Below are 20,085 nucleotides of genomic sequence, written 5' to 3' on the forward strand. Positions count from 1 at the left end.
TGGCAAGCGGGCCTCGCCCGCTTGCTGTCAGCGAAGGCAGCGAAGGCAGCGAAGGCAGCGAAGGCAGCGAAGGGGGAGGCAGGGATGTCAGTGGAGTCCATGCGTGAGGACTGGTCCGACGGCCCAGGGCGAAGCCGTCAGAAGGACCGGCGTGTGCGCGTGCAGGGGCGGCCCGTCGACACGTTCCCCGCACTGACGCCGGAGGCGGCGCGGGGTTCGGTCCGCCGGGTCACGGTGGTGGGCGAGGAGATCCTGAGCCGCCCGTGCCAAGAGGTGACCGAGGCCGAGTTCGGGACAGCGGAACTGTCGACGCTCATCGACGACATGTTCCTGACGATGTACGTGGCCGAGGGCGCCGGTCTCGCCGCCAACCAAGTGGACGTCGACCTGCGGCTGTTCGTCTACGACTGCCCGGACGACGACGGCATCCGCCATGTCGGCCACATCCTCAACCCCGTCCTGGAGCTGCCCGAGCCGGGCGGTCGCCGACTCCTCGACGCATCCGAGGGCTGCCTGTCGGTACCCGGCGCCACGATGACGGTTTCCCGCACCGATCGGGCCGTCGTCCGCGGCCTGGACAAGGAAGGCAACCCTCTCGTCATCGAGGGCACGGGCTACTTCGCCCGCTGCCTGCAGCACGAAACCGACCACCTCGTCGGCCACACGTACCTCGACCGCCTCTCCCGCCGGGACCGCAAGGAAGCCATGCGGCAGATGGCAGAACGCCGCGAGCACGTCTTCGCCCAACGCACCACCAGGGCCGACCGCCTGAGCCGCCCGAGCCCGACCGTCCGAGCCGCTCACGACGGTCTGGTGTCCGGGTGGTCCCGCGAGTGACGATGGATGCCATGACGATCGAGGACGCGTGGCTGCGGATCGAGACCTGGTTGCGTGAGTACGCACCGGCCGCATACGCCTCATTGCCCCCGGCCGCGGGCACTGACGCGGTACGCGCGGCGGAACGGCAGTGCGGGCTCTTGTTTCCCGAGGACCTGGTGGCATCCCTGAGCCGTCATGACGGCTCGGGGGAGTGCCTGCTGCCCGGCAACTACCGGCTGTCCGGCGCAGCCGAGATCGCGCAAGACCATGTGTGGTGGATCGGGTCGCAACAGCCCGATGTTCACGATGAACTGCGCTACTGGCGTTCATCGTGGTTGCCCCTGGCCACAGATGGCGCCGGGGGTTCCCTCTTCGTCGAGATGGCACCGGGTGACGAGCACGGGCGCATCGGTGTGCATGCCCACGGTGACGGTGGACGGCTCCACGACCGGCCCCAGTACACCTCGCTGCAAGCCCTGCTCAGTTGGGCCGCGCAGGCCTTGTCCGTCGGCTCTGCCGCGGATGTCCTGGACTACGTGCTCGCCACGGACGAACAGGGGCTTCCGTACTGGAAGGACGCGGACGCAGAACACGACGCCGTGTCGGTGGTCTGGGACATGGCTGCCCTAAAGAACCGCCATGGAGGACTCTGACCGCTCGCGATCCGTGATCACGGGCAGCATTTCGAACGGGTCTCGAGCGACCTGGCACGTCTGACCCAGCTGACCATCGACACCTTCCACGCGTTCCACGAAGGGTCGCTCCGGCCCTTGGTGGGCGACGTCGTCTTCGACATCCAGCACGGCGACTGGCGCGACGACTACCGCCGGCAGGTTCCTGGCCTGCACGACCCGGAGCAGAACAAGTACGTGGCGGTCGCGGAGACCGACGGCGTCATCGTCGGCTACGTCGCCTGGCAGGCAGACCCGCTCAACGGCCACGGCAGGATCGAGATCCTCGCCGTCGCAGCAGACCACCGTCGCGACCAGGTCGGCACCGTGCTGTGCCGGCACGCATTCAGCGAGCTGCGCGGTCTCGGCGCGAGGATGGTCGAGATCGGCACGGGCGGCGACGCGTTCCACGCGCCGGCCCGCGGCCTGTACGAGAGCCTCGGCTGCGTCAAACTGCCGACGGCGGTGTACTTCCGCCAACTCTGACAGCAGCTCGACGACGGGTTCTCAAAGGGAAGCGCAGGCCTCGTCGATCGCCTGGTCCAGGATCGTCAGGCCGAGTGACAGCTCCTCCTCCGTGGCGGTCAGTGGTGGGGCCATCCGCAAGACCCCGCCCATGTTGGCGAGTTGGACGATGTTCATGTGCAGGCCGAGTTCGAGGCAGCGCCGGGTGACCCGTGCGCCCAGTTCGTTCGAGTGCTGCTTGGTCTCGCGGTCGACGACGAGTTCGAGGCCCGCGAGCAGGCCACGGCCGCGGATGTCGCCGACGACCGCGTGCCGCGCGGCGATGTCCGTCAGGCCCTGGTGGAGGAACGCGCCGAGCGTACGTGCGCGCTCGTCGAGCCTGTCGCGGGTCAGCACGTCCAGGACGGTGTTGCCGACCGCGGCCACCAGGGGGTCGGCGACGTGCGTGGTGAAGAACAGGAACCCGCGCTCGTGCGCCTCCCGTTCGATCTCGGCGCTGGTCAGCACGGCCGCCAGGGGCAGACCCGCGCCCAGCGTCTTGGAGAGCGTGAGGATGTCGGGCACGACGCCGTCGCGCTCGAACGCGTACCAGGTCCCGGTGCGGCACAGCCCGGTCTGCGCCTCGTCGAGGATCAGCAGCATGCCGCGTTCCCGGCACTTGGCCTGCAGGGCCGCGAAGTATCCGGGCGGCGGCTCGATGATGCCGCCGGAGCTGAGAATGGGCTCCACTAGGCAGGCGGCCAGGCTGCCGGTCGACTGGGCGTCGATCAGGTCGAAGGCGAAGTCCAGCTGGCGCCGCCAGTCCAGGGAGCCGTCGTCCGTGGTGAAGTCGGGCCGGTAGCTGTTCGGCACGGGGATGGCGAAGTTGCCGGGCGCGCCGGGACCGTAGCCCTTGCGGCCCGCGCTGTAGGTGGCGGACGCGGCGGCCTGCGTCATGCCGTGCCAGGAGCGCGCGAACGAGACGATCTCGTGCTTGCCGGTGACGAGCTTGGCCATGCGGAGCGCGGCTTCGTTGGACTCGGCGCCGGTCGTCAGGAGCAGCGCCTTCTCCAGCGGCGCGGGCAGAGTCTCCGCCAGACGCCGGGCGAGGTCGACCACGGGGCGGCTGAGCATGCCGCTGAAGAGGTGGTCCAGGGACGCGACCTGCCGCTGGACGGTCGCGACGATCTCGGGGTGCGAGTGGCCGAGGATCGCGCTCATCTGGCCCGAGGTGAAATCGAGGATCTTCCGGCCGTCCGCGGTGAACACGAAGCTTCCGGCGGCACGCTCGATGATCTCGTGGGTGAACTCGCCGCCGTAGCGCACGAGATGCCTCTCGGCATCGGCCCAGAAGGTGTCGGTGGACTGCAGGGCTGTGGTCGAAGCGCTCATGTCGCCGACGGTAGGCGGCACCCGAGCAACACGTCCATCTCACGATTCCGGCTTTCCTGTTCGGCAGAACCGCACAACAATGGGGTACGTGATGAACCCCTGGAGGCTGCGGCTGCTGAGCCAGCTCGACACCCTGGGCACCGTGCGGGCGGTCGCCCAGGCCGCCAACCTGAGCCCGTCGAGCGTGTCCCAGCAGCTCGCCGTGCTGGAGAGCGAGACACGCACCCAGCTACTTGAACGGACGGGGCGCCGGGTGCGGCTGACCCCGGCCGGACTGATCCTCGCCCGCCGGGCGCGGGCGATCCTCGACCACATGTCCAGCGTGGAGGCGGAGCTGCGCGGCTTCGGCGAGGAACCGGCCGGGCTCGTGCGGCTCGGGGCGTTCCAGAGCGCGATCCACACTATGGCCGTGCCCGCGGTGAGCCGCCTCGCACGCGAGCATCCGCATCTCGACGTCGAGCTTCTGGAGCTGGAGCCGCACGCGAGCATGCCCGCGCTGCGCGGCGGCGACGCGGACATCATCATCACGACCACGGACTTCGATGACCTGCCGCTGGGACCGGACCTCGACATCGTGCCGCTGGCCATGGACCCGGTCCTGCTGGTGGTCCCGCCCGGGCATCCGGCGACCGGCCGCGGCGCCGTTGACCTCGCGGCGTACGCGGACGAGGCGTGGGCCTTCGACATCCCGCAGTCGTACATGGCCAATCTCGCGCTGCGCCTGTGCCGTCAGTCCGGCTTCGAGCCGCGCGTGGTGTGCCGGTTCAGCAACTACATGATGACCCTGCAGCACGTCGAGGCCGGACTGTCGATCGCGCTGCTGCCCGGCCTGGCCGTCGACCGCCGCTACGACGTCGCCACCAGGGAGCTCGCCACTCCCATGACGCGCACCATCACCGCGGCGATCCGCCACGGCTCGCCGCCCCGCGCGGCGGTGCGCGCGGTCCTCGAAGCCCTGCGCCACCACCCGGAGCTGCCGCTGCCGGGCGGGGAGTGAGGCCAGAGGCCAGAGCCGTGCCCGGACGCACAGAAGCCGGATTGTCAGTGGCGGCTGGGAGGGTGGGAGGCATGGACAGGGATGAGGAGTTGCTGCGCGGCCGGGTCTACGGCCAGGACCATGACGACCCCCGCCAGGGCCCACAGCCCGGGCGGGACTACGGCGAGCTGGTCGGTGGCCCCCTGGACGGCCTGTTGCTCGACATGACTGGCTGGACCAAGGGCGAGAAGGAGACCGGTGTCGCCCTGCCCACGGAGCTCGGGCACTTCGGTGCGGGCGGGCGGGCGATGTACGACCCACGGCCCGGCGACCGCCGTCGCTGGGACTGGTCCGGCGACACTCCCTGACCACGGGCCCACGTCAGGGACCGCTGACCGACCCCACCCTCCCAAGTCCCTCCCGACCCGGCGTCAGTTCCGCCCCCACACAGATCGTAGAGTCGCAACGGTGAACGAAAACAACACCTTTGGCATGTCGGACGCTCCCGACCACGAGCTGCCGATGCTGACCACCGACCAGGCCGACCGCCTGCGGGCACTCGCCGCCCCGTATGCGCAGGAGGGCCAGACCCACTTCCTGCACAACCTGGCGCAGAGGTGCCGGCAGACGCCGCCGGAGCACTGGCCCGAGATGGTCGCGGGCCACTTCGGCCGCCTGGCGGAGGCAGGCAAGAGCGACGAGAGCGCCGCCGAACTCCTTCGCGGTGTGCACGCGCGGCTGATACCCACGGATTCGCTCACGCCGGAGATCGCCGGCGCCATGAGTTACGCGCGCGTGGTGGCCGAGGGACTCGTTTTCGCCTACTCCCTCGACATGCCCACCAGCGTGCGCATGCTCACCGACCCCGACGTGGAGCGCGCAGGGATCGAGGAGTTGGGGCAGGCGGCGTACGCGAACTTGATGCGCGTATCCGTCGAGCACGACGAAGTACCCGTCGAGGGAGGGGCGGTGCTGCACTCCCTGTACGGCGAATCCCCGTTCGTGGCGAGCAAGGCGCTGTACCTGTCGGAGACGGTCCGGCAGGTCACCGGGCAGCCGCTCCCGGACGCCGGAGCCCTCTTCGTCGTGCCCACCCGGCACCTGCTGGCCTACCACCCGATCGCCGACGGTTCGGTGGCCGAGGCCATCAACGCCCTTGCCGCGTACGGCCTCGGTGCGTACGAGGACGGACCGGGCTCCCTGTCTCCCCGGGTCTACTGGTGGCATCAGGGCCGCCTGACGTCCATCACGGTCATCGACCACGACACCCTCTCCTTCTCCCTGCAGCCGCCGCCGGAGCTGCTCGGCCGCCTGAAGGGCCTGGTGCGCCTCGACCGCGCCGGACGGCTCGACACCGCCACCGCGGCCCAGGCACCCGACGTGGCTGCCCTCACCCACGCCACGGCCGACGCCATAGCCGGTCTCGCCGAGGACTCGGCCGGGCTGGGCGACGCCTTCGCCTCGGCTCTCACGCTCGCCCACGCCCACTGCGCCGCCGACCCCAAGGCGTCGTACGTCGGCACCTGGGACGCCTGGGCCGTCTCCGTGCAGCTCGGCACGGCGCTGTTCGCCGGTGCGTCGGCCCAGAAGTGCTGGCTGGGCGAGGACATGGTGCCGCAGCTGCCCGCGACCCCGGCCGCGCCGCCCGCCCAGGCCCGCGCCTGGCTCGATGCCTTCTACGTGGCGGTCGCGTGCCGTCAGAAGGACCGGGCCGACCGGCTGTGCCAGGTGCCCCTTGAGGTGCTGCGACAGGACGACTCCGTCGACGCGTATGTCCTGCACTGGATCGACACCCTCCAGACCTACTGGTCTGAGCGCCCCATGGACGACGTCGTGGCCAAGCTGCTCGCCACGATGGAAACGTCTCATCCGGAGTCCCTGACCCACACGCCCAAGGACTTCGCGGACCTCATCGACTACCAGCCCGTGGCCCTCTTCCACCGCCTGATCGCCCGCGACCACGACGCTTTCACGAAGGCCCTGGCCGACGCCGTCGACTACCACCGCAACTACTGGGGCGACTCGACGGCGCCGCGCGCCCGGGTGGCGCTGGGAGTCCTCGCGATGACGAGCCTCGCGTACGACTACGGCTTCCCCGTCGACATGCCGCAGCCCTATCTGCCCACGTACCTGCTCAACCGCGAACGGATCGAGGAGATGCCGGCGGCCTGATCGAGAAGGTTCGGGCGGGCCGACGCCGCGCGCTGAAACCCTCGTGAAACCACGCTGAATGCGCCGTGCCGCAACCTCTGCGGCATGACGACAACGACGACATCGTCCTCACCCGCCATCGCGGCGACGGGGATGCGCAAGGCCTACGGGGACAAGACGGTCCTGGACGGCATCGATCTCACGGTGGCGCCCGGCACCGTCTTCTCCCTGCTCGGGCCGAACGGCGCCGGCAAGACCACCGCCGTGAAGATCCTCTCCACCCTCGTCACCGCCGACGCCGGTGACCTGTGGGTCGGCGGCCACGACCTGGCCGCCGACCCACAGGCGGTGCGTGCCTCGATCGGTGTCACCGGGCAGTTCTCCGCGGTCGACGGCCTGATCACCGGCGAGGAGAACATGCTCCTCATGGCCGACCTGCACCACCTGCCACGGGGCGAGGGACGCCGGGTCGCCGCCGAACTCCTGGAGCGCCTCGATCTCACCGAGGCGGCGAAGAAGCCCGCCTCCACCTGCTCCGGCGGCATGAGGCGACGCCTGGACATCGCCATGACCCTGGTGGGCAGGCCCAGGATCATCTTTCTGGACGAGCCCACCACCGGGCTCGACCCGCGCTCCCGTCACAACATGTGGGCCCTCATCCGCGAGCTGGTCGCGGGCGGCGTGACGGTGTTCCTCACCACCCAGTATCTGGAAGAGGCCGACGAACTGGCCGACCGCATCGCGGTGTTGAGCGGCGGAAGGATCGCCGCCGAGGGCAGTTCCGACGAGCTCAAGCGGCTCATCCCGGGCGGCCATGTGCGGCTGCGGTTCACCGACCCGACCGCCTACCGGTTCGCCGTCCTCGCCCTGCACGACGTAACCCGCGACGACCGTGCCCTCACGCTGCAACTCCCCAGCGACGGCAGCCAGCGCGAGCTGCGCGCCGTCCTCGACCGGCTGGACTCGGCCGGCGTCGAGGCGGACGAACTGACCGTGCACACCCCGGACCTGGACGACGTGTTCTTCGCCCTCACCGCCGACCGTACCGACGCGCCCCACCAGGCCATGGAGAACGCCCGATGAGCTCTCTCCCCCTTGCCGTACGCGACTCGGCCACGATGCTGCGCCGCAACCTCCTGCACGCCAGGCGCTACCCCTCGCTCACCCTGAACGTCCTGCTGACCCCGATCGTCCTGCTGCTGCTCTTCGTCTACGTCTTCGGCGAGACGATGAGCGCGGGCATCGGCGGCAGCGGCGCCGACCGCGCGGACTACATCGCCTATCTCGTCCCGGGCATCCTGCTGATGACCATCGGAGCCACCCCCGCCGGAACGGCGGTGTCCGTCTCGATGGACATGACCGAAGGCATCATCGCCCGCTTCCGCACGATGGCCATCCACCGCGGCTCGGTGCTCGTCGGACACGTCGTCGGCAGCGTGTTGCAGGCAATCCTGAGCGTGCTGCTCGTGGGCGCCGTCGCCGTGGCCATCGGTTTCCGGTCCGTCGACGCCACGGTCCTGGAGTGGATCGCGGCGCTCGGGCTGCTGGCTCTCGTCGCGCTGGCGTTCACCTGGATCGCGGTCGGGATGGGGATGGCGAGCCCGAATGCCGAGGCGGCCAGCAACAACGCGCTGCCGCTGATGATCCTGCCGCTCATCTCCAGCGCCTTCGTGCCGGTCGACTCGATGCCGGCCTTGTTCCGGCCGATCGCCGAGCATCAGCCGTTCACCCCGGCCATCGAGACCCTGCGCGGCCTGCTCCTCGGCAGCGAGATCGGCGACAGCGGATGGATCACGATCGCCTGGTGCCTGGGCCTTGCCGCGCTCGGCTACCGCTGGTCGACGGCGTTGTTCCACCGCGACCCGAAGTAAGCCCACCGACCGCCTCCCACAGCTGGTCCCGCTCCAGGGCGGCGTACCGCGACACCGCGTCGTCGTACGCCGCCCGGTCGGCGTCCTCGGCCGCCTGCCGGGCGCGGGCCGCCGACATCGTCGGCTGGAACTCGCGCAGCACCCGCAGCCGTTCGGCCAACGCGATCATCGGGACGGCGGAGGTGTCCCCCGAGGCGAGCGCGGCCGTGCCGAGCGCGTGCAGCACGGTCCCGTACACGGGCAGCTCCAAGGGCGAGCGGGGCGGGCCGTCCGGCAGCGTCCGCAGCCGCTGCCACAGCCGGTCGACCGGTTCCGCGACCAGATCCAGCCGCCCGGCGTGCGCGTGTGCCGTCACCGCCGCGGACTGGATCTGCAGCGCCCACGGGTCGAGCCACGGGTCGCCGCCGTAAAGAGAGCGCGCTTCCCGCATCCGCTCCACGGCGGCGCGCCACAGGCCAAGGCCGGTCTCCGTGTGGCCGCGGGCGAGGGCGATCTCGGCGCGGCCGCCGAGGGCGGGGCTGTAGAAGTCGTCGTCCCGCGCGGTGGTGTCGCTCTCGGATCGCCGTAGCCAGTACTCGGCCTCGTCGGGGTCGCCGCGCTGCAGGCAGGCCAGCACCAGGGCCGAGCGGATGCCGATGTAGTCGAGCTCGTCACCGAGCCGCGGCAGCGCCCGCAGAGCCGCCCTGAGGTGCTCGTGGGCAACGTCGCCGTGCCCTGCCCGCAAGGACAGCTCACTCAGCCGGGAATGGCCCATGAGCTGCAGGGGCGGATGGTCGACCGGAGCCAGCGCACCGAGCATCCGGTGGGCGGAGGCGAGGGCGCGGTCGATGTCGTGCTCGTACTCCCAGACGTAGGTGGCCACGCACTCGGCGATACCGGCGACCAAGGGCTGCGTGTCGGCGCACAGTGTGCGCAGCGCGGCGTAATCGGGCGGGCGCATCTCGGGGAGAGCGCTCAGGACCGCCGCGGTGGCGCGCGGCAGGGTGTCCGGCGGGGCCGGGGGAAGGCGGCGCAGGGTGACGAGCTGGCGTATGCCGTGCGGTCCGTGGTTCATGAACAGGCCGCCCGCACACAGCACCGCCGCGGTGCGCGCGACTTCGACGTACGCGGGCCCGGGGCGGTAGTGCGAGAGCGGTGGGCCGGTGTCGGCGGCGAGGGTGGCCAGGCGAGGGTAGTTGGAGTCGGTGGACCACAGGGCGGCGAGTACGGCGGTGAGGGCGGCGGTGGTGGGGCCGTCGGCGCGGGCCAGGGCGTGCCGCAGGGCCGGCACGAGGTTGTCCTGCTCGGCCCTGATCCGCTCCCGGGCATCGGCGGGGCCGCCCCGGGGCTGGTGAGGCCGGGAGCCGGGGGAAGGTTCCGGGCCGAAGAGCACGTCGTGGGTCTCGGCCCCGAAGTCCCGTGCCCAGGCGAGGAATCGGTCGACGGCCTGGTCTTCCTCGCCGGCCTGCGCACGGCGGGCCGCGCTGAACTCGCGTACGGCCTCCAGCATCCCAAAGCGCACCCCGGCCGGGGTGTCGACGACGGTGAGCAGTGACTGTGCGGCCAGCTGGTCCAGGAGCAACAGCGCCTCATCGCCGAGCACGTGCTCCGCCGCTGCCCCGGAGAAGCCGCCGGAAAAGACCGACAGCGTGCGCAGGGCCGCTCTCGCGTCCGGGGTGAGCAGGTTCCAGCTCCACTCCACGACCGCGTGCAGCGTGCGGTGGCGCTCCGGAGTGTCCCGCGCCCCGCCCCGCAACAGCGCGAACCGGTCGCCGAGCCTGCGGGCGATCTCCGGCACCGAGAGCACCCGTACCCGCGCCGCCGCCAGCTCCACGGCGAGCGGCAGTCCGTCGAGGTGGCGGCAGAGCCCGGTCACCGCGTCCGGGGGCAGCTCCACCCCCGCTCGGGCGGACCGGGCGCGCTGGGTGAACAGCTCGACCGAGGTGGGCAGATCGAGCTCCGGCAGCGGGTACACCGTCTCGGAGGTGAGGTCCAGCGGGGCCCGGCTGGTGGCGAGCACCCGAAGCTCCTTCGAGGAGGCGACCAGGGTCTGTACGAGGGCGGCGACGCCCCGGATGACCTGCTCGCAGTTGTCGAGCACCAGCAGGGCGGGTCCGGAGCCGAGCACGCCGAGGATGCCGGACACCGGGTCGCCCGTAGGGTGGCCGCTCACCACGCCGTGCCGTCCCTCGCCCGTGCCCAGTGCGGAGGCCACCTCGGTCGCCACGTCCGCGTCCGCGGTGACGGCGGCGAGCGGCACGAAGTACACCACGCGCTGCGCAGCCCGGCGGCTGACGGCGTGGGCGAGCCGGGTCTTGCCGAGGCCGCCGGGCCCGACGACGGTGACGGCACGGGAGGCGCCCAACAGCCGCTCCACCGCGGCGATGTCGTCACTACGGCCGAGGAGCGGATTCGGCTCGTGCGGCACACCGTGGCGCACCACCGGGGACCCGGCGGCCAGCAACTCCCGCTGTACGGCCCTGAGTCCGGGGCCGGGATCGGTGCCCAGAGCCTCGCGCAGGTCACGGCGGTACGCCTCGTAACGGGTGAGGGCGGCGGCCGGGCCCGCTGTCGCCGCCTCCGCGCGCAGCGCCTCGGCGAGCACTTCTTCGTCGCGCGGATGTTCCGCGGCGGCCACGGCCAGCGGACCGGCTGCCTCCGCATGCCGTCCGAGGCGGGCGAGCGCGAGCGCTTGTGCGCGTACGAGAGCGGCGCGGACGGGGGCACGTTCGGCGCGCAGCGCGGCGACGGGGTCGTCGGTGCCGGCCGATCCGCCGGGGGTGCCGTCCCACAGGGCGAGCCCGGCTTCGGCCGCTGCCAGCCCGCCCGCGTGATCCCCGGCTCTGGCCCGCTCCTCGCTCACGGCGGCGTGCAGCAGCAGGGCCGAGCTGTCGACCTGGTCCTCGGCGAGGGCGAGCCGGTATCCCGTGGGCGTGCTCGCGATGAGGTCGGCGCCCCACTGGGCCCGCGCCCGGGACACCACAACCTGCAGCGCCTTGCCCGGCCGCTCCGGCAACGCGTCGGGCCACAGCCCCGACACCAGCCGCTCGATGCCGCAGCCCGCGCGCAGGTCACCGGCGAGCAGCGCCAGCAGGCCGCGGAGCCGGGGCGCGGTGACCTCCTGCCCGCGATGCGCGACACGCGGCAGCAGGGTCAGTTCGATGGTCACCCGAGCAGATTAGCCAAGGCCCCGTCAGCTCCCCTCGGCCACCGTGGCGTTGTGTGCCCTACGCCACACGGCGCCGGGAGTCATATTCGGCGAGAATGCGCCGATGGACTTCCCCAGCCAGCTCACCCCGATCCCGAACGCTGCCGGGCTGCACGCGTGGATGCCCGCCGGCGGCGGCAGTTGGGGGTTCGCCAACTGTCTCTGGATCGTCTCCGGCGACGAGGCCGCGATCATCGACACGCCCTACGACGAGCCGCTGACCGAGGCGATGATCCGGGCGGCCCGCCCGGTCCTGGGCACGCGACGCGTGAGCACCGTGGTCAACACCCACGCCAACGGCGACCACAGCTGGGGAAACCACCTGTTCCCCGGCGCGGACATCATCACCACTCGCTCCGGTCACGAGCACCTGGCGCATGAGCCGACTCCCCAGGAGATGCACCACCTGTTGAACGAGACGCCCTCCGAAGGGGCGCTCGGCTGGTACTTGCGCCGTCACTTCGGTGTCTTCGACTTCCTCTCGGCCCGCGTGACCCCGCCCACCACCACGTTCAGCGGGAAGCACGTCTTCACGGTCGGGGAGACGGAGGTCGAGCTCATCGAGGTCGGCCCCGCGCACCACGCGGGCGACCTGATCGCCCGGGTGGGCGACGTGGTCTGCGCGGGCGACGTCTTCTTCCCCGAGGACCACCCTCCGCACTGGTCGGGCCCCCTGCAGAGCGTCATCGACGCCAACGAGACCATCCTGGGGCTCTCGCCGCGCGTCATCGTTCCCGGGCACGGCGGGCTCAAGGGGCCCGGCGACCTGAGCGAGCACATCGACTACCTGCGCACCATGCAGAGCGAGATCCGGCTGCGCTTCGAGAGCGGACTCACCGCCCGCGAGGCCATGGACGACATCTTCCGCCGTGGCCTCTACCCGCAACTCGGCCTGCCGGAGCGCCTGATGATCGTCATAGCGCTCGAGTACGGGCACCTCCGGGGCACGGGCCCCGACCACACCGTCATCGAACTCGCGCACAGCGCCGCCCAGTGGGCCTTCGACCAGCACACCGAACCCCAACAGCTGCCGGTCGCCTGAGGTGTGCGGTCGCCTGACGGTGCGCGGCCGCCCCCCTGGGCCAAGGCGGCACCCGACCATGCGTGGCACGGCCGGGGGCGACCGTTCCGGCTCCCCGGACACACACACCCGCTCTGGGTTCGGCGTACGAGGCGTGACCATCAAAGCGCGGCAGTCGCCCCAGGCGCACCGCGCAAGCCCGCCGAATCGGCCCCGGTTCCAACGGCCGGAATGAACCGGGGCCGCCGTTTCACCCAGCGGAACAGGTGACCGGGTCGGGCCTGAAGACCAGCATCGTGAACCGTGCGCCGGGGGAGCCGAGCGGCATCGCCGTACACATGGTGACGTCACCCACGCGCGAGGGAGCGTGCTGCTCACAGCACCGGTCCAAGTACGCTTCCTCGCCCGGACCCCCGTACGCGTTGTACCGCATCTTCCGTGTGTCGCCGTTGGGGTGCACATAGGCGACATGCCGGGTGCGGTAGATGGGGCCCACCACCGGGTCCGCGTCGACCTCCTGGTCCAGATCCTGCAGATCCGCGTTGTCCGGGTGGGTGGCCACCGCGGTGCGCAACTGGGCCGTCAGCGGTATCGCCCACTGCGTCTGCCAGTTGACCATGTGGTGCTCCCTGGTGTCCTCGCGCAGCAGCATGTAGCGCATGAGGTTCTGTTCCGGGAGCGCCGGCTGCGAGGTGTCTCCCGCGCGGCGGGGGAACATGCGGATGAAGTCGTCGTTGCAGGCGAGGACGTTCCAGGCGACGTCGTTGACGTAGCAGGGCTGTCCCTTTATCCCCTCCACCGCCACCTTCCAGCCGGGCGGCACGTTCGTGCCGGCCAGCGGATCCTGCGGATGCGGCGGCTCGTGGCCCACCGAGTAGACGTAGAGCGCGATGCGCTCCCGCTCGTGCAACTGGAGAACCTTGGACACCCGGTCGAGGAACTCGGGTGTGGGCGAGGCCATTTCGCCGCGCTCCAGTTGGGCGTAGGTCCGCTCCGACACGTACAGGAGCTGTCCGACCTGCGCCTGCGAGAGGCCGGTGGAGCGGCGGCCGCGGCCGGTGCGCGGCGGCCAGCCGAGGGTCGAGGGATCGACTTGTTTCCGCTTCCACTGCAGCAGTTGCCGCAGAGCTGCCTTGTTGTCCACCGGTCATCTCCTCCTGTGCCGACGGCCGTGCGAGCCGGCCTCATATACCGGAAGAGAACCTTCCTGAAATTCGATGACAGGAAAAAACTGGTCCTGGTGGTGCACGAGGGGTGCTCGCGACAATGGCCCCTCAGATCCGACCGCGTTGTGGCAGACGCGGCGCGCCACCACTGCCAGGGAGAGTTCGCGTTGCAGACGCCCGCCGCCATACCCTCGGAGTCCAGGGGTGGCTCCGTGGGACGTACGCTCGCGGTCCTGCGGGCCCTGCATCAACTGGGCCCCGGGACACACCCGTTGACCTCCGTCGCCGCGCGGGCGGGCCTGCCCGCCCCCACCGTCCACCGCTACGTTCAGGCGCTGGTCGGCGAAGGGGCCGTGCAGCGGCGAGGGCCGCGCGGCCACTACTCCCTTGTAGAGGCACCGCATCTCTTCTCCGGCTCCTTCTCGGACTCGTCCGGTCCACCGACCGGCACGGGGTCGGCTACTGTTCGCGCCGAACTGATCACACTACAGTCACGCACCGGGCACATCGCTCTGGCGTACGTACCGCTCCTCATCGGCACCCCGATGCGTATTCACGCGGAGCAGGCCCTGGGCGCGCACGCGCAACAGTTGCACGCGACCCCGCACGCGATCCTCCAGGCGCTGTGGCGGGCCCCGCTGGAGGCGGACCCGCCGGGATGGGCGATCCAGGCCTGCCTCGGGGACGTCACCGCGGCCCGGCCGCAGCTCGCGCGCATCCGCCAGGACGGCTACGTCCTGGGGCCCTCGCTCCTGCTCGGCAGGGACGCCGTCGCCGCGCCCCTGTGGCGCGGTTCTACGGTGGCCGGCGCGGTCAGTCTGCTGGCCCCCCACAGCCAGCTGCGCAGCCCCACCGTCCGCACTCGCTTCATCGAGGCCGTGATGGACACCGCAGCCATGATCAGCCGTCAACTGACCCGCTCGGGTGTCGCCGTGACCGCCGTCTGACCTGCCCTTGCACACGCACCACCCTTTCCTTCCACACGTTCCACAGCACTTCGAGAAAGGCTCCTTGTGACCCGCTCCGTCCTGATCACCGGCGGCAACCGCGGCATCGGCCTGGCCGCCGCCCGCGCCATGCAAGCGGCCGGCGACCGTGTCGCCGTCACCTACCGCACGGGGGAACCCCCGGAGGGGCTGTTCGGCATCCGGTGCGATGTCACCGACACCGACCAGGTGCAGGCCGCCTTCAAAGAGGCGGAGAACGAGCACGGCCCGGTGGAGGTGCTGGTGTGCTGCGCCGGAATCACCAGGGACAAGCTCCTCATGCGCATGAGCGAGGAGGACTTCACGTCCGTGCTCGACACCAACCTCACGGGCACGTACCGCGTGGTCAAGCAGGCCACCAAGCCGATGCTGCGCGCCAAGTTCGGCCGTGTCGTACTGGTTTCCTCGGCGGTGGGCCTGCGGGGAGAGAGCGGTCAGGCCAACTACGCGGCCTCCAAGGCGGGACTCGTCGGATTCGCGCGGTCCATGGCGCGCGAGCTCGGCTCCCGCAACATCACCTTCAACGTCGTCGCGCCCGGCCTCACCGAGACGAAGATGATCGAGAGCCTCACCGACGAGCAGCGGGACAACCTCGTACAACAGATACCTCTGGGCCGCCTGGCCCGCCCCGAGGAGATCGCCGCCACCATCGCCTTCCTCGCGTCACCCGCGGCCAGTTACATCACCGGCGCCGTCATTCCCGTGGACGGCGGTGGCGGCATGGGGCACTAGGTGACGCGATACTGGAGGGATGCGCGTGTTGGATGGTCTGTCACATGAGAGGTGCTCTTGAGCGCCCGGGTGGTCGCGGCCTGGCAGAGGATCGAGACATGGCTGCGCGCTCACGCACCCGTGTCCGCCGAGACGATCCTTCCTCCGGTCGACGAAGGAGTCCTCGCCGCTGCCGAGGCCCAGCTGTACGCCGCACATGGGCACGGTTTTCCCGAGGAGCTGAAGGCGCTGTGGCGCAGGTGCGGCGGGGTGGAGTGGGTCGATGTCGAGGAGGACGAGGACGGCGACCTGGCGGCCTACGAGTTCCTCGACTACGTGCTCCTCGGGCCGGGCGACGCGGTGCAGGCGCGCGGCTCGTGGGAATCCCTTGCCGGTGGCGCGGCGGGCGAGGCGTCTTGTCCGGTGGCCGACTGGGTTCCTTGGCTGGGGGCGGACAACGACGCTCCTGACAGCGGCCGGTACATCTCACCTTCAGGTGGCGGGGGTTGGGCCTACTACGAGGGCGCGGAACTCGGCGAGCCGACGGAATTCTCCTCCGTGGCGCACTACTTGGAGGCAGTGGCCGACGCCTTCGAGCACGGCACGGGCGCGCTGATGTCACGGCCGGAACCCAACCGGCATGTGCCCGGGGTCGTGCATGGAGCGCTGATATGGGCGCACATCGACCACCCCTACGGAATTCCGGACGGCTGGCAGCCGCTCCACCCACTTCCCGACGACTTCCGCGTGAATTAGCCGCCTGCCCTGCGGAGGCCTCACATGTGGCGGAGGGTGTATTCCGCGCTCGCGTACTCGCCGCCCTGCGGATCGCCCCCGGCCGGATCGTGGCCCGTCGAGAGACGCGAAGCGAAGGTTTCGGCATCGTCCACCGGTACGTATCCCAGGTTCGCCCCGGCATCGGTGTCCCAGAAGCGGCGGGTGTTGGCGGAGACCGCATAGACGGTCTCGAAGCGCGCGTCGGGAGCGGTCAGCGCCGCCCGGACGAAGCCGAGGCAGTCGCGGGGGCTCAACCACGTGGACAGATGCCGTCGTTCGCTCGGTGCGTCCTCAAAGCTGCCGATCCGCAGACACACCACCGACAGACCGAACTTGTCCGCATACAGACGCCCGAGCGCCTCCACCGCGACCTTGCTCACCCCGTAAAGGCCGTCAGGGCGCGCGGGCATCTCCGGCGTCACGGTCTGCGCGACCGGATAGAAGCCGCTCACACGATTGCTGCTGGCCAGCACGACCCGCCGCACCCCCTGCCGGCGCGCGCCCTCCAACACGTTATGCGTCCCTCGGACGTTCCCGTCCAGCAGATCCGGCAACGGTGCCTCATCAGGGACCCCACCCAGATGCACCACTGCGTCCACGTCCTTCAGCGCCGCTGTCACCGCCTCGGCGTCACGCAGATCCAGCTGGTGAATGACCTCCGTCGGAGTCTGCGCAGTGAGCCCCACGCGATCGATGAGCACCGACCGCGCCACCTCACCGCGCAGGCCCGCCCGCACCACCGATCCGATTCGCCCGGCCGCACCCGTGATCGCCACAGTCCCAAGTCCCGTTCCCATGACGACCACTCTGCCGCAAGTGTCAATCGCGCCGGACGTCGGCGAGGAACACCAGCCCATCGGTCCCGGTCAGCTGGGCCGGGTCGAGCGGGGCGTAGCCGAACCAAGGGGATACGCGGGGCGCGGGCAGTGTGTCGCCGAGGGCGGCGGCCAGGCGTGGGGCGTCGATGACGCAGCGGTCCTCCGGGAGCGCGTACAGGAGGCCTTCGACGGTGTCCGGCGGCGGGGCGTCCACTCCCTGATGCGGGAGCGTGCCGAGGGCCGTGGCCACGAAGGCATAGCCCTCACCTTCGCCCAGGCGGGAGTTGACGAGTGCGCCCGCGCTCCACCACTCGAGCAGCGGCTGGTCCCACATGCGCATCGTGCTCGCGTCCCGCTGGAGATGGCTGTTGTGGGCGTGGACGAGTGTCGGACCGCGTTCGGCGAGGGCGAGCAGATTCTGGGCCATCATCAGGTCGCGCAGGCCCACCAGGCGGGCCATGCGGCTGGGAGAGGCGTCGGCCATCCAGTGGTGGTAGCGCAGCAGGCCGGTGGCGGTGCGCCCGTACAACCGGGCCCGGTCCTGGTCGTCGCGCGAGGTCACCGCGCCCAGGCGCGGGGTCTGCGCGTCGAGCAGGGCCACGAGATCGTCGGCGAGCAGCCGCAGCTCCTTCGCCTCGTGCGACTGCCCCACGGACTGGGCCGGGTCCATCATCGCGGCGGGGTTGACCCACTGGTCGTCGTCGCCGAGCAGGTGGTCGAGGGTCTCCGCGGTGCAGGGCAGCAGGCCTGGGTCCACGAGGTGGGCCGAGAGGAAGGCGTGGAGCGAGGTGAGGGCCCGGCGGGGGCTCGCGGCGTGGGTGATCTCCAGCGGGCCGTCGAAACCGGCGAAGCGGACGTGCTCGGAGGGGGAGCGGTCGGCATTGAACGCCCGTGCCCAGCGCACGAGTTCACGGTTGGCAGCCGAGGCTCCCAGCCCCAGGTCGGCGTGGCTGAAGCCGTGCTCCATGACGTCGTCGAGGGTGCCCGTGCCGGAGGTGACGTAGTCGTCCACGAGCAGGCCCGCCATGCAGTCGCTCTCGATCGCGATGGTCCGGTAGCCCTCCTGCTCGACGAGCTGCTGGAAGAGCTCGTTGCGCAGTTCGAGCAGCGTCTCCTCGCCGTGGGTCGGCTCGCCCAGGGCGAGGACCTGTGGCCGGGTGCGCAGGAGCCTCATGACGCCGGCCGCATCGACGGCATGAGCGGTGTCTTTGATGTCAGTAGCCATGCATTAAACGCTATCGTTGAACACTCGGTTGAAACTTTCCTTCGGCAGGGGCGGCCGCATGGGGCAAAACCTTAAAAGCGGGGAGCGGCTGAGGCCGGTCGACCTGGCGCGCGGGCACGGTCTGTCCACGCAAGCGGTCAGGAACTACGAGGAGGCCGGCATCCTCCCGGCCGCCGCACGCACACCGCACGGCTATCGCACCTACACCACGGCGCACGCGCGGGCCCTGCGCGCGTTTTTGGCCCTGGTGCCGGGCCACGGTCACCAGACGGCGACGTCGATCATGCGGGCCGTAAACCGGGGCGCGGTCGACGAGGCGTTCCGTCTCATCGACGAGAGCCATGTGCAGCTCCTTGAGGACCGCCGGACCCTCCAGGCAGTGGAGAGAGCACTGCGCGACCTGGAGCCCGTGCCGGCGTCCGGGGCCGGGCCCGAGGGCATGTTCGTCGGGACGCTCGCCCGAAAGCTCGGCATCCGGCCGGCGACGCTGCGCAAATGGGAGCGGGCCGGGCTTGTGCACCCGCGCCGGGACCCACGGACCGGCTACCGCGTGTACGACGAGGCGGACGTACGCGATGCCCGGCTGGTGCACCAACTCAGGCGGGGCGGTTACCTGTTGGAGCAGATCGCGCCCCTGATCAATAAGGTCCGGGCCGCCGGTGGCCTGGAACCCCTGGAATCCGCACTGAGCGACTGGCGCGACCGGCTGACCGGCCGCGGACGAGCCATGCTGACCGGCGCCGCCGAGCTGGAGGCCTACCTCGGCGGCGGAGCGTGAGCGCGGGCGGAAGACCTGCTGCGATGTTGCGATGTGGGGACAGGCCGCTCCTGGGTACATGGCGATTTCAGCGGAATGGCGATCGATGCGGGTAGAAAGGTGGCACGGGTCGATGAGAGGAGACGACGTGGCGTCGGACGCGGACGACAAGGACGCGGAGCGTTTGCTGGACGGGCTGTCGGTGGACGAGGCCCGGCCGGAGCGCCCGGTGCTGCTCGACGCGGAGGGGGAGCCGCTGCGGACCTGGCAGGAGAACTATCCCTACTCGGTGAAGATGAGGCGCAAGGAGTACGAGCGCCAGAAGCGGATCCTGCAGATCGAGCTCCTCAAGCTGCAGAAGTCGGTACGCGAGCAGGGTCGGCGCATCGTGATCGTGTGCGAGGGGCGCGACGCGGCGGGCAAGGGCGGCACGATCAAACGGTTCACCGAGCGCCTCAATCCTCGCGGAGCCCGCGTCGTGGCGCTGGACAAGCCCACCGAACGCGAAGCGGGTCAGTGGTATTTCCAGCGCTATGTCGCGCAACTGCCGTCCGCAGGGGAGATCGTCTTCTTCGACCGCTCCTGGTACAACCGGGCCGGCGTCGAGCCGGTCATGGGCTTCTGCACCCCACGCCAGCACGAGGAGTTCCTCGAGCAGGTGCCGCTGTTCGAGAAGATGATCACCGATGACGGCATCGTGCTGGTCAAGTTCTGGTTCTCCGTCTCCCGGGCGGAGCAACGCACGCGTTTCGCGATCCGACAGGTGGACCCCGTACGGCAGTGGAAGCTCTCGCCCACGGACCTTGCCTCGCTCGATCTGTGGGACGCCTACACCCGCGCCAAGGTGGAGATGTTCCGCTCCACGGACACCGTTCATGCGCCGTGGTCTGTGATCAAGTTCAACGACAAGCGCCGGGGGCGCCTCGAAGCCATCCGGCATCTGCTGCTGCGCGTGGACTACGCGTCGATGGACAAGGACGCGGTGGGGGAGGCGGACCCGCTCATCATCGGCCCGGCCGACACCCTGCTGGAGGCGGACGAGGACCCGACGGACCTGTCACCCAGCCGCCTCGCCGACAACGGCCGGCTGGGCCCCGGCCAGCACCCGTGAAG

At 70.6% G+C, this 20,085-nt stretch carries 19 protein-coding genes; 14 read left to right on the plus strand and 5 right to left on the minus strand.

The window, feature by feature from the left end; genetic code table 11:
* Nucleotides 1-99 precede the first annotated feature (99 nt).
* The 3 genes from def to AB0I66_RS39530 all read left to right on the plus strand — a co-directional run bounded on the left by def (nucleotide 100) and on the right by AB0I66_RS39530 (nucleotide 1,976).
* Nucleotides 100-837, plus strand: coding sequence for a peptide deformylase (gene def / locus AB0I66_RS39520; RefSeq protein ID WP_363213069.1), 738 nt, complete (start codon nucleotides 100-102; stop codon nucleotides 835-837).
* 11 nt (nucleotides 838-848) lie between these two features.
* Nucleotides 849-1,472 carry an SMI1/KNR4 family protein gene (locus AB0I66_RS39525; RefSeq protein ID WP_363212909.1) on the plus strand — a complete coding sequence of 208 codons (624 nt, stop codon included), beginning with the start codon at nucleotides 849-851 and terminating at the stop codon, nucleotides 1,470-1,472.
* Nucleotides 1,473-1,592: 120 nt separating this feature from the next.
* A complete protein-coding gene (locus tag AB0I66_RS39530; RefSeq protein ID WP_363213070.1) occupies nucleotides 1,593-1,976 on the plus strand; it encodes a GNAT family N-acetyltransferase in 384 nt (127 codons plus the stop codon).
* Between the two features lie 21 nt (nucleotides 1,977-1,997).
* On the opposite strand, the gene AB0I66_RS39535 is transcribed toward AB0I66_RS39530, so the two are convergent.
* On the minus strand, nucleotides 1,998-3,326 hold the full coding sequence (locus AB0I66_RS39535; RefSeq protein WP_363212910.1) for an aspartate aminotransferase family protein: 1,329 nt from the start codon (nucleotides 3,324-3,326) through the stop codon (nucleotides 1,998-2,000).
* 91 nt (nucleotides 3,327-3,417) lie between these two features.
* Here AB0I66_RS39535 and AB0I66_RS39540 point away from each other — a divergent pair, with 91 nt between their 5' ends.
* The 5 genes from AB0I66_RS39540 (at nucleotide 3,418) to AB0I66_RS39560 (ending at nucleotide 8,324) form a co-directional block, all read left to right on the plus strand.
* A complete protein-coding gene (locus tag AB0I66_RS39540; protein WP_363213071.1) occupies nucleotides 3,418-4,323 on the plus strand; it encodes a LysR family transcriptional regulator in 906 nt (301 codons plus the stop codon).
* Nucleotides 4,324-4,394: 71 nt separating this feature from the next.
* Nucleotides 4,395-4,670, plus strand: a complete 276-nt coding sequence (locus AB0I66_RS39545; protein ID WP_363212911.1) for a hypothetical protein — start codon at nucleotides 4,395-4,397, stop codon at nucleotides 4,668-4,670.
* Nucleotides 4,671-4,770: 100 nt separating this feature from the next.
* Nucleotides 4,771-6,474, plus strand: a complete 1,704-nt coding sequence (locus AB0I66_RS39550; protein ID WP_363212912.1) for an immunity 49 family protein — start codon at nucleotides 4,771-4,773, stop codon at nucleotides 6,472-6,474.
* An 84-nt stretch (nucleotides 6,475-6,558) separates the two neighbouring features.
* Nucleotides 6,559-7,536, plus strand: coding sequence for an ATP-binding cassette domain-containing protein (locus AB0I66_RS39555; protein ID WP_363212913.1), 978 nt, complete (start codon nucleotides 6,559-6,561; stop codon nucleotides 7,534-7,536).
* Nucleotides 7,533-8,324: an ABC transporter permease gene (locus AB0I66_RS39560; protein WP_363212914.1), complete on the plus strand. Its 792-nt coding sequence runs from the start codon at nucleotides 7,533-7,535 to the stop codon at nucleotides 8,322-8,324. Before AB0I66_RS39555 ends, AB0I66_RS39560 begins: the two co-directional genes overlap by 4 nt.
* Here AB0I66_RS39560 and AB0I66_RS39565 read toward each other — a convergent pair.
* The gene (locus tag AB0I66_RS39565) at nucleotides 8,245-11,472 is read right to left on the minus strand and encodes a BTAD domain-containing putative transcriptional regulator (RefSeq protein ID WP_363212915.1); all 3,228 of its coding nucleotides are present in this window, start codon (nucleotides 11,470-11,472) and stop codon (nucleotides 8,245-8,247) included. The two genes, AB0I66_RS39560 and AB0I66_RS39565, sit on opposite strands and share 80 nt — an antisense overlap.
* Nucleotides 11,473-11,575: 103 nt before the next feature.
* Between AB0I66_RS39565 and AB0I66_RS39570 the strand changes: the two genes are divergently transcribed.
* Nucleotides 11,576-12,553 (plus strand): MBL fold metallo-hydrolase, encoded by a 978-nt coding sequence (locus tag AB0I66_RS39570; RefSeq protein WP_363212916.1) that lies wholly within the window; start codon nucleotides 11,576-11,578, stop codon nucleotides 12,551-12,553.
* 229 nt (nucleotides 12,554-12,782) lie between these two features.
* Here AB0I66_RS39570 and AB0I66_RS39575 read toward each other — a convergent pair whose 3' ends face one another.
* A complete protein-coding gene (locus tag AB0I66_RS39575; protein WP_363212917.1) occupies nucleotides 12,783-13,676 on the minus strand; it encodes a helix-turn-helix domain-containing protein in 894 nt (297 codons plus the stop codon).
* 234 nt (nucleotides 13,677-13,910) lie between these two features.
* On the opposite strand from AB0I66_RS39575, the gene AB0I66_RS39580 reads away from it, so the two are divergent.
* The 3 genes from AB0I66_RS39580 to AB0I66_RS39590 all read left to right on the plus strand — a co-directional run bounded on the left by AB0I66_RS39580 (nucleotide 13,911) and on the right by AB0I66_RS39590 (nucleotide 16,151).
* Nucleotides 13,911-14,645, plus strand: a complete 735-nt coding sequence (locus AB0I66_RS39580; protein WP_363212918.1) for a helix-turn-helix domain-containing protein — start codon at nucleotides 13,911-13,913, stop codon at nucleotides 14,643-14,645.
* A 66-nt stretch (nucleotides 14,646-14,711) separates the two neighbouring features.
* Nucleotides 14,712-15,416 (plus strand): 3-oxoacyl-ACP reductase FabG, encoded by a 705-nt coding sequence (fabG, locus tag AB0I66_RS39585; protein WP_363212919.1) that lies wholly within the window; start codon nucleotides 14,712-14,714, stop codon nucleotides 15,414-15,416.
* 57 nt (nucleotides 15,417-15,473) lie between these two features.
* On the plus strand, nucleotides 15,474-16,151 hold the full coding sequence (locus AB0I66_RS39590) for a hypothetical protein (protein ID WP_363212920.1): 678 nt from the start codon (nucleotides 15,474-15,476) through the stop codon (nucleotides 16,149-16,151).
* A gap of 20 nt (nucleotides 16,152-16,171) precedes the next feature.
* Here the strand turns inward: AB0I66_RS39590 and AB0I66_RS39595 are convergent, their stop codons facing one another.
* Both AB0I66_RS39595 and AB0I66_RS39600 read right to left on the minus strand, forming a co-directional pair.
* Nucleotides 16,172-16,948: an NAD(P)-dependent oxidoreductase gene (locus AB0I66_RS39595; RefSeq protein ID WP_363212921.1), complete on the minus strand. Its 777-nt coding sequence runs from the start codon at nucleotides 16,946-16,948 to the stop codon at nucleotides 16,172-16,174.
* A gap of 43 nt (nucleotides 16,949-16,991) precedes the next feature.
* Nucleotides 16,992-18,215 (minus strand): erythromycin esterase family protein, encoded by a 1,224-nt coding sequence (locus tag AB0I66_RS39600; protein ID WP_363212922.1) that lies wholly within the window; start codon nucleotides 18,213-18,215, stop codon nucleotides 16,992-16,994.
* A 58-nt stretch (nucleotides 18,216-18,273) separates the two neighbouring features.
* Here AB0I66_RS39600 and AB0I66_RS39605 point away from each other — a divergent pair, with 58 nt between their 5' ends.
* Together AB0I66_RS39605 and ppk2 are read left to right on the plus strand one after the other, a co-directional pair.
* On the plus strand, nucleotides 18,274-18,993 hold the full coding sequence (locus tag AB0I66_RS39605) for a TioE family transcriptional regulator (RefSeq protein WP_363212923.1): 720 nt from the start codon (nucleotides 18,274-18,276) through the stop codon (nucleotides 18,991-18,993).
* A gap of 112 nt (nucleotides 18,994-19,105) precedes the next feature.
* The gene (ppk2, locus tag AB0I66_RS39610) at nucleotides 19,106-20,083 is read left to right on the plus strand and encodes a polyphosphate kinase 2 (RefSeq protein ID WP_363212924.1); all 978 of its coding nucleotides are present in this window, start codon (nucleotides 19,106-19,108) and stop codon (nucleotides 20,081-20,083) included.
* Nucleotides 20,084-20,085: the final 2 nt, after the last annotated feature.

It is taken from the genome of Streptomyces sp. NPDC050439, from assembly GCF_040655335.1.
Lineage (GTDB): Bacteria > Actinomycetota > Actinomycetes > Streptomycetales > Streptomycetaceae > Streptomyces.